At 70.7% G+C, this 15,559-nt stretch carries 13 protein-coding genes; 8 read left to right on the top strand and 5 right to left on the bottom strand.

Features of this window, described 5'->3' with window-relative positions; translation table 11 throughout:
* Nucleotides 1-34 precede the first annotated feature (34 nt).
* The 3 genes from DMB66_RS21085 (at nt 35) to DMB66_RS21075 (ending at nt 1,997) form a co-directional block, all read left to right on the top strand.
* Nucleotides 35-796 (top strand): ABC transporter permease, encoded by a 762-nt coding sequence (locus DMB66_RS21085; RefSeq protein WP_125805829.1) that lies wholly within the window; start codon nt 35-37, stop codon nt 794-796.
* Nucleotides 797-880: 84 nt separating this feature from the next.
* Nucleotides 881-1,429: an RNA polymerase sigma factor gene (locus DMB66_RS21080; RefSeq protein WP_125805828.1), complete on the top strand. Its 549-nt coding sequence runs from the start codon at nt 881-883 to the stop codon at nt 1,427-1,429.
* 100 nt (nt 1,430-1,529) lie between these two features.
* Nucleotides 1,530-1,997 (top strand): hypothetical protein, encoded by a 468-nt coding sequence (locus DMB66_RS21075; RefSeq protein WP_125805827.1) that lies wholly within the window; start codon nt 1,530-1,532, stop codon nt 1,995-1,997.
* Nucleotides 1,998-2,000: 3 nt separating this feature from the next.
* Here DMB66_RS21075 and DMB66_RS21070 read toward each other — a convergent pair whose 3' ends face one another.
* Entirely contained in the window at nt 2,001-3,413 is a 1,413-nt protein-coding gene (locus tag DMB66_RS21070; protein ID WP_233624739.1) for a serine/threonine-protein kinase, read from the bottom strand.
* A 303-nt stretch (nt 3,414-3,716) separates the two neighbouring features.
* Here DMB66_RS21070 and DMB66_RS21065 point away from each other — a divergent pair, with 303 nt between their 5' ends.
* Both DMB66_RS21065 and DMB66_RS21060 read left to right on the top strand, forming a co-directional pair.
* The gene (locus tag DMB66_RS21065) at nt 3,717-4,904 is read left to right on the top strand and encodes a glycoside hydrolase family protein (RefSeq protein ID WP_233624738.1); all 1,188 of its coding nucleotides are present in this window, start codon (nt 3,717-3,719) and stop codon (nt 4,902-4,904) included.
* Nucleotides 4,905-5,167: 263 nt separating this feature from the next.
* Entirely contained in the window at nt 5,168-5,962 is a 795-nt protein-coding gene (locus tag DMB66_RS21060; RefSeq protein WP_125805825.1) for a class I SAM-dependent methyltransferase, read from the top strand.
* A 34-nt stretch (nt 5,963-5,996) separates the two neighbouring features.
* Here DMB66_RS21060 and DMB66_RS21055 read toward each other — a convergent pair whose 3' ends face one another.
* Together DMB66_RS21055 and DMB66_RS21050 are read right to left on the bottom strand one after the other, a co-directional pair.
* Nucleotides 5,997-6,821, bottom strand: coding sequence for a hypothetical protein (locus tag DMB66_RS21055; RefSeq protein WP_233624737.1), 825 nt, complete (start codon nt 6,819-6,821; stop codon nt 5,997-5,999).
* Between the two features lie 38 nt (nt 6,822-6,859).
* Nucleotides 6,860-8,167, bottom strand: coding sequence for a choice-of-anchor B family protein (locus DMB66_RS21050; RefSeq protein ID WP_125805824.1), 1,308 nt, complete (start codon nt 8,165-8,167; stop codon nt 6,860-6,862).
* Between the two features lie 422 nt (nt 8,168-8,589).
* Here DMB66_RS21050 and DMB66_RS21045 point away from each other — a divergent pair, with 422 nt between their 5' ends.
* Nucleotides 8,590-9,369 carry an enoyl-CoA hydratase/isomerase family protein gene (locus tag DMB66_RS21045; protein WP_233624736.1) on the top strand — a complete coding sequence of 260 codons (780 nt, stop codon included), beginning with the start codon at nt 8,590-8,592 and terminating at the stop codon, nt 9,367-9,369.
* A gap of 141 nt (nt 9,370-9,510) precedes the next feature.
* On the top strand, nt 9,511-10,065 hold the full coding sequence (locus tag DMB66_RS21040) for a dihydrofolate reductase family protein (protein ID WP_125805822.1): 555 nt from the start codon (nt 9,511-9,513) through the stop codon (nt 10,063-10,065).
* Here DMB66_RS21040 and DMB66_RS21035 read toward each other — a convergent pair.
* Complete coding sequence (locus DMB66_RS21035; protein WP_125805821.1) at nt 10,041-13,058, bottom strand: BTAD domain-containing putative transcriptional regulator; 3,018 nt, start codon at nt 13,056-13,058, stop codon at nt 10,041-10,043. The two genes, DMB66_RS21040 and DMB66_RS21035, sit on opposite strands and share 25 nt — an antisense overlap.
* Before the next feature lie 57 nt (nt 13,059-13,115).
* Here DMB66_RS21035 and DMB66_RS21030 point away from each other — a divergent pair, with 57 nt between their 5' ends.
* On the top strand, nt 13,116-13,937 hold the full coding sequence (locus tag DMB66_RS21030) for an alpha/beta fold hydrolase (protein WP_125805820.1): 822 nt from the start codon (nt 13,116-13,118) through the stop codon (nt 13,935-13,937).
* 85 nt (nt 13,938-14,022) lie between these two features.
* On the opposite strand, the gene DMB66_RS21025 is transcribed toward DMB66_RS21030, so the two are convergent.
* Complete coding sequence (locus DMB66_RS21025; protein ID WP_158647307.1) at nt 14,023-15,429, bottom strand: CHAP domain-containing protein; 1,407 nt, start codon at nt 15,427-15,429, stop codon at nt 14,023-14,025.
* Between the last annotated feature and the right edge of the window lie 130 nt (nt 15,430-15,559).

The raw sequence follows: 15,559 nt of genomic DNA, 5'->3' as shown, positions 1-15,559 counted from the left end.
AGATCTTCTTGGCGACCGTCGGAAAGGACCAGAGATGATCACGCACGCCGTCAACGACGCCTCGGTGATGCTCGGACGCTCCATCCGCCACGTCACCCGCAGCATCGACACCATCATCACGGTCACGATCATGCCGATCGCGTTCCTGCTGCTCTTCCGCTTCGTGTTCGGCGGCGCCATCCAGGCCGGCACCGGCAACTACACCAACTACCTGATGCCCGGCATCCTGCTCATCGCCATCGCCAGCGGCATCTCCTACACCGCCTTCCGGCTGTTCCTCGACATGAAGAGCGGCATCTTCGAGCGCTTCCACTCCATGCCGATCGCACGGTCGTCGGTGTTGTGGGGCCACGTACTGACCTCGCTGGTATCCAACGCCATCTCCGTGGCCGTCATCGTGCTCGCCGGGCTCGCCATCGGCTTCCGCTCCTCAGCCGGGGTGCTCGCGTGGCTCGCGGTGGCCGGCATCCTCCTGCTGTTCACGCTCGCGTTGACGTGGGTGGCCGTGATCCCGGGACTTTCGGCGTCTTCACCCGACGGGGCATCCGCCTTCTCCTACCCGCTCATCTTCCTGCCCTTCGTGAGCTCAGCGTTCGTTCCGACCGCGACGATGCCCGGACCGGTGCGCGCGTTCGCCGAGAACCAGCCGGTCACCTCGATCGTCAACTCGATCCGCTCGCTGTTCGCGGGCCAGCCGGTCGGCACCGGCATCTGGGCAGCGCTGGCCTGGTGTGCCGGCATCCTCGTCATCGCGTACGCGTTCGCGATGTTCACCTACCGGAAGAAGATCGCCTGATGTCCGCCCGCCAATGTTCGGGGTCAGGATCCTCCACGAGACTGGCGGTCATCGAACACGCCACCGTGGTGCATTCTGTGCACCATGACGGACGGCGAGAGCGGTATCGAGGAGCTGGTCCGGGCTGCCGTGGGCGGCGACCTGGCGGCCCTCGACCGCCTGCTCGCGGCCATCCGGCCCGACGTGCTGCGGATGTGCGCGCGTTTCCTGCCCGATCGTCTCGACGCCGAGGACGCATGCCAGGAGACGCTCCTCGCGGTCGCGCAGGGCATCGGCCGGTTCGAGGGCCGGTCCGCGTTTCGCACCTGGCTGTACCGGATCGCCGCCAACCGGGCGCGGTCCACGTACCAGTTGCTCCGGGCCCGGTTCCTGGCCGAGGCGGCCGGCGACGTGCTGCCGGAGACGCCGGCGCGGCAGCGCACCAGTGTCGTGGCCGGCACCCGCATCGACCTGCTCGAGGCGCTGGCCCAGCTGAGTCCTGCGCTCGCCGAGCCCGTGGTCCTGCGCGACCTGCTGGGGCTGGCCTACGCGGAGATCGCGGATGGGCTGGGGCTGCCTGAGGGAACTGTGAAGTCCCGGATCCACGAGGGCCGACGCCGGCTCCGGCACAGCCTGAACGACGAAGCGATGTGATCCACGACATACACCGAACAAATGCGGCCTCGGCCCGGACGAACAGTGGCGAAGGGAGTTCGCCGGATGGCTCGCTCCCAGAACCCATGAGGAGATTCCGATGATCCACCGCTTCTCCGCCGTTCCCGCAGCGGCCCTGTTCGTCGCGCTCGCCACCGCGTGCGCGGCCCCGCAACCCGTCTCCCCGCTGCCCGTCGACGCCGAGGCGACGACCACCGCCGCGAGCGAGCCCACCCCGGCGCCCTCGGCCTCGCCTACCGGACCGTCACACACGCGGCCTTCGCCGGCAAAGCAGGTGCGGACTTCGTCCGCCTGCCTGGGCGCCGTCCGCTTCGAGGTCGGCACGCAGGAGGAGCTTCAGCCGGCCAGTCTCTGCTTCCATGTCGGCGGGGTCCTCCGCGTCGCGGGCGCCGGACCGGGTGAGGTCCGCGCGACCCCGACCTCCCGGACGAGCAGCAACTACGCCGGGGGCGTCACCGACGTCCGGTTCGTCGGCGCCGGCACGGTCACAGTGACCTATCCGCACGGCGGCGGGACGTGGACCGTCACCGTCATTGTGAAACGCTGAATGTCAGCGTATGTCGACCCCGGCGAGCAGCGTGTCGACGAACCGTAGACCGTCCTTCGCCGGGGGCGCGACCTGCACATACACCAGACCCTCGGCGCGGGGCGCGAACGCGGCCGCTTCGGCGACCACCGGCTTGCCACCGCGGCAGGAATGATAACCGGCGACGGTGAAGTCCATCGTGGACGTGTGGACGACCCGCACCGGAACGGCGGTGCAGCCGGAGTGGTGCCGGCCGGCGACGAACTCGGCCGGGGTGGTCCGCGCGGCTATGCCGCGGGACAACCCCAGGAAGGCCCCGGGCACGCCGGGATCCGACAACCATCTGCCCGGGTCCGGGGAGACCACGTACGCGGGGTCCCGGTCGCCGCCCGCCGTCCGCTGGCCCTCCCAGCCCGCGCCATCGGCACGCCACCCGGCGGGCGCGAGGACCTGGAGGTGTCCGGTCGGGTCGGTGAGCGGGCCGGTCACAGCCGCGTCCGCGCCCAACATCGCGAGCAGCGCCACCGCGAGGGCACCGCGCAGGACCCGGTGCCGCCGCCACGCCGGCGTCGCGGTGCCGCCCCGCTCGAGCGCGGCCGCGAAGGCCGCTGCGTCCGGAAAGCGGTCGCCCGGCCGGTGCGCGGTCGCGGTCCGCAGCACCTCGGCCACGCCCTCGGGTACGCCCGGCCGGAGCCGCCCGCCCGTGGTGAGCAGGCGTTCGGCCAGGCGGCCGAGCGCGTACACGTCGGTGCGCCTGTCCACGACCGCACCGGGATTGTCCTGCTCGGGCGCCATGTAGCCGGGGGTGCCGGCCCGGGCGGTCAGCCCCGACGCTGCGGCCAGCGCCTTGGCCAGCCCGAGGTCGGCGATGAGCACGCGGTCACGCCCGCGGAACAGGATATTGCCCGGGGTGAGGTCGCGGTGCACGATGCCGTTGTCGTGCAGGACCCGTACGCCCATCGCGATCTCGCCGAGCAGGGCCAGCGCCGCCGGCACCGGGATCGGTCCGGCCTCGAGCCGGTCCCGCAGGCTGCCATCCTCGGCCCAGGTCATCACCAGATACGGCCGCCCGTCGGGCAGTTCCCCCACGGTGTGCACCCGGACGACACGTTCGTGGTCGAGCCGCCAGAGCAGCCGGCCCTCGTCGCGGAAGCGTTCCCGGACGCGCAGGTCGTGCGACCAGTTCTCGGCCAGAACCTTGATCGCCACGGACGCGCCGAGCGCCGGATCGTGCCCCAACCAGACGGTGGCGAACGATCCGGCGCCGAGCAGTCGCTCGATCCGGTACGGTCCGATCCTGGCGGGTGCGGTCACAGGCCGAGGATAGTTGTCCCAGGTGGCGGCCTCGCCGCTGCGCTCGCCCGTCTCCTCGAATGCGGCGAGGGCCTGGCCGCAGTACGTGAGGACCTGCTGGTGGTTGCCCAGTGGGCATGGCACGAGCCGATGTCGTTGAGGACCATGGTCCGCGCGTGCAACCCACCGCAGCCGACCGCCTGCTCAGCACTGCGAGCCGAGTCGCCTGCGTCGGACCGGCGACCCGAACGTCAAGGCGCTGCTCTACGTCGCCGGGTTCGCGCCGGACCAGTTTGTGCCGGCACCGCATGAACCGGGCGACCGTAGCGCCCGTTGTAGCGGGGGCCCGGTGCCCACCGGCGTTCGATGATCCGACGAGGAGCGTTCATTTTGGTACGGAAGATCTACCGGAGCCGGCCGATTCGCGCCATCGGGATCCTGACGGCCGTGCTCGTCGCGGTTGCGGCCGGCCTGGTCGCCGTGCCCACGGCGCAAGCCGGGGCCGGGGCCGGCATCGTCGGTGTCGCTGCCAAATGTGTTGATGTGACGTGGTCTCAGACGGCCGATCGGACCCCGGTGCAGCTCTACGACTGCAACGGCACAGACGCGCAGAACTGGGTCGTGAGTGGCACCGACGAGACCATCCAGGCGCTCGGCAAGTGCCTCGACGTGGCCGATGCGTCGCACGCCGACGGCGCGACCGTGCAACTGTTCGCCTGCAACGGCACAGCCGCGCAGCGCTGGTCGGCCAGGAACGGCTCGCTGGTCAATACCGGTTCGGGCAAGTGCCTGGACGCGCACGGCGGCTCCGCGACCGGTACGCCGCTGCGGATCTGGACGTGTGCGGGCACTCCCACGCAGGCGTGGTCGTTGCTGGGCGCCGCGCCTCCCGCCGTGCCGGGTGCCGCGAAGAAGGGCGTGAGCACGTGGGCGTTCCCGGGGGTGGCCGACGCCGTCCGCGACGTCGGCGCGGGCTGGTACTTCGACTGGTCCGCATCCAACGACGACGTACCGGCGCCGGCCGAGTTCGTCCCGATGATCTGGGGCCCCGCCTCGGTCAACGACGCCGACCTGGCCGCCGCGCGGCGATCGGGCAGCACGCTGCTGGGTTTCAACGAGCCCGATCTGCCCGGCCAGGCCAACATGACTGTCGAGCAGGCGCTGTCGCTGTGGCCGCGTCTGGAGCAGACCGGCATGCGTCTGGGTAGCCCGGCGGTGGCATTCGGCGGCGACACTCCGGGCGGCTGGCTGGACCGGTTCATGGCGGGCGCGCGCGAACGTGGGCAGCGGGTCGATTTCATCGCCCTGCACTGGTACGGCTCGGACTTCGGCGACGCGGCGGCGGATCACTTCATGGGCTACCTGAACGCGGTGCACGAGCGGTACGGCTTGCCGATCTGGGTCACCGAGTTCGGTCTGATCAACTTCACCGGCACGCCGCGCTACCCGAACGCGCAACAGCTCGGCACCTTCATCGCGAAGACGACCACGGCGATGCGCGCTGCACCCTACGTCGAGCGATACGCGTGGTTCTCGCTGCCGGCCGCCGGCGAGACCGCGGAAATCGGCCTGTACCGCGAACAGGCCGGGCTGACCGCGGCGGGGCAGGCGTACCGGGACGCCGTCGGCCCCTGAGGCCTCGGCGCCACCGCCCATCCGATCCCGCCTCGATCACGGATCTGTCCAGCCGCCCACGATCGTCGTCTCGGCGGGCTCCGCCACGATTACGAACATGCCGGATGACTGGCCTATGTCGCCGAGGCCCGGCAGCCTCCGACCTTCGTCCCGCGCGTCGACGGCAACGCGTCTGAGACCTTCCGGGCCGGCCGGGTTCCCCGACGACGCACCGCGATCTCGGCCGCCCCAACCTCGCCGAGCTTGACGGGTAATGTCCCACCGTGACCGACGCCGACCGTGAATTTCTGCGCGCCATCTTCGGCCAGGACGCCGAGCTCTACGACCAGGCGCGCCCCGGCTACCCCGCCCAACTGTTCGCCGACCTCGCCCGACTCGCCGGGCTGAGCCCGCAGTCTCGCGTCCTGGAGGTCGGCTGCGGCACCGGCCAGGCCACCCGCCCTCTCGCCCAGCTCGGGTGCACCGTCGTCGCCGTCGAGCTCAGCCCTGAGATGGCGGCGGTGGCCAGACGTAACCTGCGCCAGTTTCCGAACGTGACCATCGACGTGTGCCCGTTCGAGCGGTGGACACCCCCGGAAACCCCGTTCGACCTGGTGCTCTCGGCAACCGCGTTCCACTGGATCGACCCCGACATCCGCGTTCCCAAAGCGGCCGACATCCTGCGCCCGAACGGCACCCTCGCCCTGATCCACTCCGAACACGTCGCCGGCGGAACCGAACGCTTCTTTATCGACGCGCAGGACTGCTACGAACGCTTCGACCCGAAGACCACGCCGGGATGGCGTCAACAGCTCGCCGCCGACATCCCCGACGACTCGAGCGAGATCGACCGCTCTCGTCGCTTCGGCCCGGCCCAATTCCACCGGTACGAGTGGGAACAGGCGTACACCACTCGCAGCTACCTGGATCTGCTGATGACGTACTCGCCAACCCGCTCCCTGCCCCAACCGGACCGCGACCGGCTGCTGGCCTGTCTCGGCAACCTCATCGACCGGGACCACCACGGCCACATCACCAAGCGACACCTCACCCGGCTGACCCTCGCCCACCGCACCTGATCGCCGGCGCGGCTCCTCGTTGTGGCTGCGCGGGTCACGTCGTAAAGACGGTGAAGGCCACCTGGTGGACGGTGCCGTCGGCGCGGAACTGCAGGAACATGCGCTTGTCGCCGCGTTCGGCGAAGGCGGCGTGGAAGGCGAGGACACTGTCGGCCGGTGCGTCGCCGGTGGCATTGGTGGGCAGTGGGTGCAGGTGTTGGAGGCCCTGGGTGCGGACCTCGAAGTTGGACAGGTGGGCGTAGGCGCCGAGGTACGGTTCGAGCGCTGCGGGACGGCCGTCGCGGAGCACCTGGAACTGCAGCGCCGTCTGGGCACCGGAGGTCAGGTCGGCGGTGCCGTCGAGGCGGCGCACGGTGTACGGACCTGACTTGGCCTGCGCCTGCGGGGCGGGAACCGGGATCATCGCGGTGTCGCCGCCGATGACGAACGGTACGCCGAGAACAGTGGGTTCGGCTCCGGTGGGGCGGCCGTGCGGGACGAACTCGACATACACCCGGTAGGCGCCGCCGTCGGTGATGGTCACCGGCGCGGTCCACGTGCCGTTGACGAACTCGGGGTGCAGGTGCTGGTATCCGGACAGGTCGTCGCGTAGCACGTACATGTGCACCGGTTTGGTGTGGACGCGCTGGAAGTCGGTGGCCGGCCCGGCCGGGCCGGTGACGCGCAAGGACACGGTGCCCGGGCCGCGGCTGGTCGGCAGGGCCAGCGGCTCCGCGCGGAAGCCGTCGTAGGCGTCGGAGAGCCCGTCGCTGTGGTAGGTGACCGGCGAGCGGGCCGGCGCCGGCGCCGCGGCCGGGCCGCGGCTGTCGGCGAACAGGTAGGCGGCCCCGAGGAACCCCGCGAGCGTCACCGCCGCCATCAGGCGGCGGTGACGCTGGGCGCCGGCGGGCTGACCGGTCAGCGTACGGCCGCCGAGCCGGTGGGCCGCACCAGGAACAGGCCGACGCCGATGCTCTGGACGGCGACCACTCCGTTCTTCAGGTACGGCAGGACCATCCAGCTGCCGCTGTAGCCGCTGGCGTTGGAAGCCGGGTCGACGTCGAAATAGCCCACCTCGGGCAACTGGGCCGAGGCGGCGGAGGTGGTGTCGAGGATCCGCAGGCCACCGCGGTAGGACGCCTGGAAGTGCCGGTTGGCGACCGTGTAGCCGTTGTGGTTGACGAATTCGCCGCGCGCGGCGACGTCCTTGCCCACGTATCGCGCCGCGTCGAGCCGTTCGATGTTGTAGACGAATGCCGGGCTGCCGCCACGGGTGCTGATCGTCTCGTCGTTGACGATCATGTGCTTGTAGTCGCTGGTGGCGAAGCCCTGGTGAACGAAGCTGGCACCCGGGTGGGTGACGCTGGACAGCACCTGGATGTTCGCCTTGTCGGTGACGTCGAGGATCTGGAATCTCTTGCCCTGGCCGGTGTAGTTGAACGCGATTTCCCGCCCGGTGAACCGGGTGTCCGGACCGGCGTAGTTCACCACGACGGACTCGTGCGAGTAGACCTCGCGGTCGTAGCACGCGGCCAACTTGAGGGTGAGCGGAGTCTTGATGTCGTAGATGGTCAGACCCTTGCGGCAGGTGTTCGCGCCGGAGACGTACAGGAAGCCGGTGCTCTGATTGATCCACAGGGTGTGGCTGTTCGTCAGGCCGGTGAAGCGAGCGTCCGCGGTGAACGTCTGGGTCGTGGTCACGCCGCGCAATTTGTTGAGGTCAAAGACCTGGATGCCGTGGCTGACCGAATCCTTGCCGATGTAGGCGTAATTCTGGTACGTGCGGATATCGCACCACGACGAGCTGACACCATTCGCGGCCGGCAGGTTTCCGAGGTATCTCGGGTCGCCCGGGTCGGTGACGTTGATGAAGGAGACACCGTTGGAGCGGCAGTACAGGATGTACTCGTTGCTGTCGCGGGCGTCGGTCCAGTACCACATGCTCGACGAGCCGCCGCCGCCCAGCGCGGACTGCGGCAGGAAGCTGAGCAGGTCGACGTTCTTGCACGGGTATTTGTCGGCCATGCCGTTGACGCAGGTGATCGGGGCGCCGGCGAGGCGTTCGCCGCTGCGCCAGGCGGGCTCGTAGATGCGGACCAGTTCCGCCTGTTCAGCCTTGCCCTCCGGGGTGTCCGGGTCGTGCGCCGTGGCCGGTGGGCCGGCGAACGCGAGCAGCAGGAGAAGTGCGGTGGCGGCAAGCGTCGTGCGACGTACTCCTCGGAGCATGGTCAACGCCCTTTCGCGCGGAGGAGTCGGCGCGGACAGGGGGTGGCCCGCGCCGGGTGCGTGCCTGAACGCTAAGCATCGATTTGACCTACGTCAATATTTGGTCGACGGCTGAGCGCCATCCGAATCCACCCGCCATATCGCAGGGCAGATAGGGGAGGTGCTATGAAAGCGTCGGTGTCCACGCCGCTGCTGAACGACCCGGCGAGAATGCGCAATTGTCTTACCCGGGAAATCCTGAAGTGTCGACCTGGTTCACCGGATCGTTTTCATCCGCCTCACGAAATGAGGTCGAAAGCTCATCCCGGCGCGGAGCCCCGTGCCGCCCCGACGCGTCCGGCTGCGATCATGGGATGACCCGTCTTCGTGCAGCCCGTGGAGTCGGGACGGAGCTCGTAGCGGTTTGCCCCGGGAGGCTTGTGGTGAGTGCGGACAACAGCGCGGATCTGTCCGTGACCGTCGGCGAGGGTGTCGCGTTGCTGGAGATGTGCCGGCCGCCGGCCAATCACTTCGACGAGCTGCTGATCGGACGGCTTGTGGACGCCGCGGTGGGTCTCGACGACGACCCGGGGTGTCGGGTGATCGTGCTGGCGTCGCGGGGTAAGCACTTCTGTGCCGGGGCGGACTTCGGCGGCGGGGACTTCGCGCGGGATCAGGTGGCCGCGGCCGAGCGGTTGTATCGGCGGGCGGCTGAGCTGTTCGAGGTGCGTACGCCGATGATCGCGGCGGTGCAGGGCACTGCCGTGGGCGGCGGCCTGGGTTTGGCGTGCGTAGCCGACTTCCGGGTCGCGGAGGCGTCGACGCGGTTCGTGGCGAACTTCGCGCGGTTGGGTTTTCATCAGGGTTTCGGGCTGAGTGTCACTCTGCCGGAGTTGGTGGGGCGGCAGGCGGCGACCGACATGTTGCTGACCGGCCGTCGGATCGGTGGTGAGGAGGCGGTGCGGATCGGGCTGGCCGATCGGCTCGCCGAGCCGGGTCGGGTGCGGGAGGCGGCCGGGGAACTGGCCGCCCGGGTCGCCGCGTCGGCGCCGTTGGCGGTCCGGTCCATCCGGGCGACCCTGCGTGGGGATCTGCCGGCCCGGGTTCGGCGGGCGCTGGATCACGAACTGGCCGAGCAGAAGATCCTTTGGGCGACCCGGGACAGCGCGGAGGGCATCGAGGCCAGCCTGCAGCGACGCACGCCGGAATTCCTGGGCGAATAGAGGCGAATAGACAAGCCGCCGGTGGTCGGCCGCACGGCCTCCCGCGCCCACCCGAAGGGGACCTGAAGGAAATCGTAAGCGACCTTCGGCAAGGTTCTCCCTGTCAGCAGCGACACGGCAACCCACCTGGGAGAACTTCCGATGCGCAAGCTCATCAACTCCACCTACCTCACCCTCGACGGCGTCATCGAGAACCCCGTCTGGACGTCGCCCTACTTCGCCGAGGAGGCGGCCGAGGTGGCCGCCGGGCTCACCGCCGGCGCGGATGCGCTGATCATGGGCCGGGCCACCTACGACGGCTTCTCGCAGGCCTGGCCGGCCATGGACGAGAGTGACCCCAGCACCGGTGCCGCCTTCTTCAACAACGTGAAGAAGTACGTGGCGTCGACGACTTTGCGGGATCCCTCCTGGAAGAACACCGAGGTGCTGGAGGGGGACCTGGTCGAGGCGGTCGCGAAGCTCAAGGCCCAGGAGGGCAAGGACATCGTTCAGTACGGCTACGGCGAGGTCACCGCGCGGCTCGTCAAGGCCGGCCTGGTCGACGAGGTGAAGTTCTGGATCCACCCGGTCATCGAGGGCGTCCCCAGCTTCGCCGGCGCGCTGAGCGACGTGAAGGCCACGTTCGAGCTGATCGACACCCGGGTCTTCAAGAACGGCGTCATCGTCGCCACCTACCGGCCGAAGGCCACCGCCTGATCGAGGGTGAGCTTGGCGCCCTCGGCCACCAGGTTGTCGAAGCGTTCCTGGCCGAGCGAAGCAACTGCCCGCCGCGCCGCCCGGTCGAGCTCATCCTGCTCGGCCGGGGCGGCCGGGGCCGCGTTGTGGTCGCGGGCGGTGGCCGCGGCGCCCAGCAGCCGGGCCGCCACGGCGGGCTCGGCCAGGGCGGCCATGCCCTCGACCGCGCCGATGCCGTCGCGGGTGGAGCCGATGGCGGCGTCGTACGCCTCGACCTGCAGCGCCCAGGCGGCCGTTCGGTCGCCCTGGAGTTCGCGGGCGTAGCCCAGCTCGACCAGGACCATCGGCAGGTACGGCGGCGGCTGCGGCTCGATCCGGCCATGGTCGGCGATCCGGGTCAGGTGGGTGACGGCCTGGTCGAGGCGGCCCGAGCGGCGGGCCGCGATGCCGAGGCTCAATTCGGCGAACACCACCGCGGTGGGCGCGCCCTGTTGGACGGCCAGCCGGTAGGCGCGTTCCGCCAGTTCCCGCGCGACCTCGTAGTCCCGGCCCTGCACGGCTAGCCAGGCCAGCCAGGATTGCTTGGCACCGACCTCGGGCCACAGCGAAAGCTCGGTCGCCCAGCGCAGCCCTTCCCGGTGCACGGCGGCGGCCCGCTCGTTCTGGCCGCGAAACTCCGCCAGCCCGCCGAGCCAGTCGCTGGCCCGCAGCCGCCCCCACCGGTCGCCGAGCTCGGCGAAGAGCGCGTCGCTGCGGGTGGCGGCCGCCTCCAGCGCGGGCAGATCACCGGCCGCGTGCGCGAGCATCGCCCGCGACGCCAGCACCGCCGCCTCGGTCCACGAATCGTCGAACTCCTCCGGCAGCAGCGCGGCGGCGAGCGCCAGGTCACCGCGGTCCAGCACGGCGTCCGCCACGAACCAGGCGGCCCGCCCGGCCGGATCAAGAGCAAGCACATCCCGTACGTTTGACGGCACCTGCTCGCCCTGCAGCAGAGCGAGACCGAGTCGCCAGGGCGCGGCGAGGCGCTCTTCTTCGGCCGTGCCCGCCGGCGCCAAGGCAGCGCGCGCCTCGCTGAGCCGGCCCCGCAGGACCCAGTACCAGGTGAGCGCGAGCGCCAGCCGCAAGCCACCGCCGTGCGTGAGCGCCGCCCGCAGGTTGGCCCGCTCGGCGTCCAGGATCGCGAGCCATTCCCGCTGCTCGGGGCCGCGCAACAGGGGATCGGCGCGCTCGGCGAGCGACCGGAAGTACGCGGCATGCCGGCTCCGGACCGCGGCGGCATCGGTGAGCTGTGCGGCGCCGAACTCCGCGACCGACTCCAGCAGCCGGTAGCGCGGCCCCGGCTCGGCCACCACGAGCGACCGTTCCACGAGCCGGTCCACGGCGTCGAGGTCGGCGTCGCACACTCGCTCGGCGGCCTCGGGCGTGCAGCCGTCGCGGAACACCGAGAGCCGGGCCAGCACCGCCCGATCTTCCGGGTCCAGCAGATCCCAGCTCCACGCGATCACCGCGGTCAGGGTGCGCTGCCGCTCCGGCACATCTCGCTGCCGCGTGGTGAGCAGCCGGAAGCGGTCGCTCAGGCGATCCACGACGCCCTGTACGCCGAGCGTACGCACCCTGGTCGCGGCCAGTTCCAGGGCCAGGGGCAGGCCGTCCAGCCGGCGGCAGAGCTGCGCCACCGCGGGCGCGGTCTGCTCGTCGAGCCGGAACCCGCGGTGCTGAGCGGCCGCGCGCGCCGCGAAGAGCCGTGCCGCGGCCGACCGCCGTACCGCGTCGACGTCGTCCGGATCGGACGGCAGCGCGAGCGGACCCACCTCCCAGACCCGCTCGCCCACCAGCAGCAGCGGCTCGCGGCTGGTGGCCAGCACGCGCACCCCGGGCGCATAGCGGAGCAGCCGGCCGACCAGCGCGGCAGCCGCCTCGATCACGTGCTCGCAGTTGTCCAGCACGAGCAGCATCTCGCGGTGCCGCAGCGCCGCCACCAGCCGGTCGGCCGCGGACCCGGTCGTGCCCGGCGCCTCGTGCAGGCCGAGCACCCCGAGCACCTGCTCCGCCACCCGCGTGTCCGCCGGCGGAAGCGGCGCCAGCTCCACCAGATGCACACCGTCCGGCTGCACCTGGTCGGCTGCGGCCGCCGCGGCGAGCCGGGTCTTGCCCACTCCGCCCGGCCCCACCAGGGTGAGCAGCCGGCCGGCCGGGATCAGGGTGCGCAGCTCCGCGAGCGCCTCGGCCCGGCCGATCAGCTCGTCCAGCTGGGCGGGCAGGCTGTTCCGGACGATCGCGGCCCTGGGCGGGGCGCTGAGGCCCGGGTCCTGGTCGAGGATCTGCCGGTACAGAGCGGCGAGTTCGGGGCCCGGGTCGAGGCCCAACTCGTCGGCGAGCCGCTCGCGCAGCCCGGCGTAGCTCTCCAGGGCCTCGGCCTGCCGCCCCGCGGCGTACAGGGCGCGAATGTGCAGGGCGCGCAGGCCCTCCCGCAGCGGATGGTGCTCGACCAGCTCGGCCAGCTCCGCGGCGACCAGGTCGTGCTCGCCGCGGGCCAGCCGGGCCTCGGCGAGCCGCTCGTGCACGACGAGGCGCTGCTCGGCGAGCCGGGTCGCCGGGGCGCGGGCGAACTCCTGGTCGGCCACGTCGGCGTACGCCTGGCCGCGCCACAGCGCGAGCGCCGCGCCGAGCCGGTCCACGTCGGTGGCGTCGGCGAGCGCGGCGAACCGGTCGGCGTCCACGTCGTCGGCCCGCAGCCGGTAGCCCGGTGGCCGCGACTCGATCAGGTCGCGGGCACCCGGTTCGGCGTCGTTGAGCGCCTTGCGCAGCTGCGACACGCGCACCTGCAGCGCGGCGGACGGGTTCGCGGGCGCGTCGTCGCCCCACAGGTCCTCGATGAGCCGGTCCGCGGAGACCACCTTGTCGCGGTGCGCCAGCAGGTCGGCGAGCAGCATCCGCACCTTGGCGCCGGGCACCACCACCGGCTCGCCGTCGTCGGTGGTGACGGCGAGCGGACCGAGAATCCCGAAGCGCACAGCGGGACATGTTACGGCGGTAAGCCGACCGTAAGCGCGACCACGCACGCTGGGCGCATGGAGATCTATTTCGAGGACCATGGCACCGGCCCGGGACTGCCGCTGATCCTCGTGCCGGCCGCGCTGTCCGGCATCCGAACGTCGTACGGCGTGCTGTTGCCGTTGCTGGCCAGCAGGCGGCGCGTCGTCGCGATCGAGCTGCCGGGGCACGGCCGCAGTCCGGACTGCGCTGGCCCGTACACCGTCGAGGGCTTCGCGGCGGAGGTGGTGCACTTGCTGGACCGGCTCGGCCTGCCGGAGGCGGACGTGCTCGGCTGGGGCCTGGGCGCCGCGGTCGCGCTGCGGCTCGGCACCCACCACCCGGCGCGGGCCGGCCGGCTCGTGCTCGCCTCGGCGGCCTTCGACCGCGGCGGCCTGCACCCCGGGCTGCTCGACGGCGCCCAGGACCTGCGGCCCGAGCACCTGTACGGCTCGGAGCTGCACGAGGAGTATCTGCGGACCGCGCCCGACCCGGCCGGCTGGGACCGCCTCGTCACCAAGATGGCCGTGCTGGACGCGCACCCGCCCGAGTGGACGGCCGCGCAGATCCGGGCCTTGCGGGCCCCCGCGCTGGTCGTGCTGGGCGACGCGGACATCGTCCGGCCGGAACACGCCGTCCGGATGTTCCGGCTGCTCGGCGGCGGCGTTCCCGGCGACGTCTGCGCGTTGCCGCGCTGCCGCCTCGCGATCCTGCCCGGCACCACGCACGCCTCGCTGCCGCAGCGGGCCGCGCTGCTGGCCCCGATGGTGGAGGAATTCCTCGACGAGGCCCCGCAGGACACCGGTTCCTCGCCGGACATGTCCGGTCTACAGTGGTGGGGGAGCCCACACGGAGAGTGATCATATGTCTCTCAGGTTCCGGTTGTTCGGCCTGTAGCCCGGGGCCCGGCGGCGCGTTGGTCGCCGCCGAGCCCCGGAGAGGATCTCAGCCGATGGCTACGTCGGTGGCTTTGGCGGGTGTGGTGGTGCCCATGCCGTTGAGGGGTTGGAAGCCGGTCCACTGTCCGTTGGGGTTGCGGAGTTGGTGGTAGACGACGTCGTCGTTGAGGCCGGTGATGAGGATTTGGGAGGTGCTGTCGGGTAGTCCGGCGATGCTGACGCGTTTTGCTTTGGCGGGTGTGGTGGTGCCCATGCCGTTGAGGGGTTGGAAGCCGGTCCACTGTCCGTTGGGGTAGCGGCCTTGGTGGTAGACGATGTCGTCGTCGCCGACGATGACGACCTGGGAGCTGCGGTCGGGTAGCCCGGCGATGGTGACGTCTTTGGCTTTGGTGTTACCGGTCAGGGGCTGGAAACCGGTCCACTGCCCGTTGGCGTGCCGGCCCTGGTGGTAGACGACGTCGTCGTCGCCGGTGATGAGGATCTGGGAGGTGTTGTCGGGTAGTCCGGCGATGGACACGCTTTTGGCTTTGGTGTTGCCGGGGATTGGTTGGAAGCCGGTCCATTGTCCGTTGGCGTGTCGGCCTTGGTGGTGGACGATGTCGTCGTCGCCGACGATGGCGACCTGGGAGGTGTTGTCGGGTAGGGCGGCGATGGCGACGTCTTTGGCTTTGGTGTTGCCGGGGATTGGTTGGAAGCCGGTCCATTGTCCGTTGGCGTGTCGGCCTTCGTGGTAGACCACGCCGTCCTGGCCGATGACCACGGCTTGTGCGGTGCCGTCGGGCATCGCGGCGATGCTGACCCGTGATGCGGAGCCGTTCAGTGGTTGGAAGCCGGTCCATTGCCCGCCCGGGAGGCGCATCTCGTGATACAGCGCGTTGTCCATGCCGCTGATGACCACGTGCGCCCCGCGCCCTCCGGCAGTCACGTTGGGCGGTGTGACGTACCCGGAGATTCTTACGTCGCGGGAGCCGGCGGTGGCCGTCGTCGCGTCGATCTGCCGCTTCGCGACCCGGTTGCTGTAGTTGCCGTCGATCGTGGTGATGCGGTTGCCGCCGTCGACGGAGAACACTATGGACACATGTCCGCCCTGGCCCGAGCCCGGTGCGCCGTAGACGGCGATGTCGCCTGGTTGTGGGTCGCCGACCGAGTTCGGCGGCCGGGGCTTGAAGAGGTTTCGAGCGACGCCCCACTGGCCGACCGCCGTCGCCACGAACGAGTCGGGCACCGGTGACACGCCGGCCGTGCGCCAGACCCAGTTGGTGAACATCGCGCACCAGTCATCGCACAAGCTGGCATACTTGTTGCATTGGTTGGCGTCTGCGGCATAGCCGACCTCGGCGTTCGCGACCCTGGTGATGTCGTCTCTCGTGGCCGCGTAGGCGCCGGTGGCCCCACCGGCCAGGTCGTAGCCGGTGCCGGCCGCGACCGCGCCGACGCTCAATGCCAGCACCATGGCCAGCGAACCGAACCACCGTCTGATCCTGAGGCGTGGCCCCGATTTCGTAGCAGCGATCATCCGCATTTCATTCCTTCCACCCGGCTCGAATGCATTCATCGAGGTTGATACCGGAAACGTGGAGGAC

The sequence above is a fragment of the Actinoplanes sp. ATCC 53533 genome (assembly GCF_003947245.1).
This window is presented reverse-complemented; position numbering and strand designations above follow the sequence as displayed.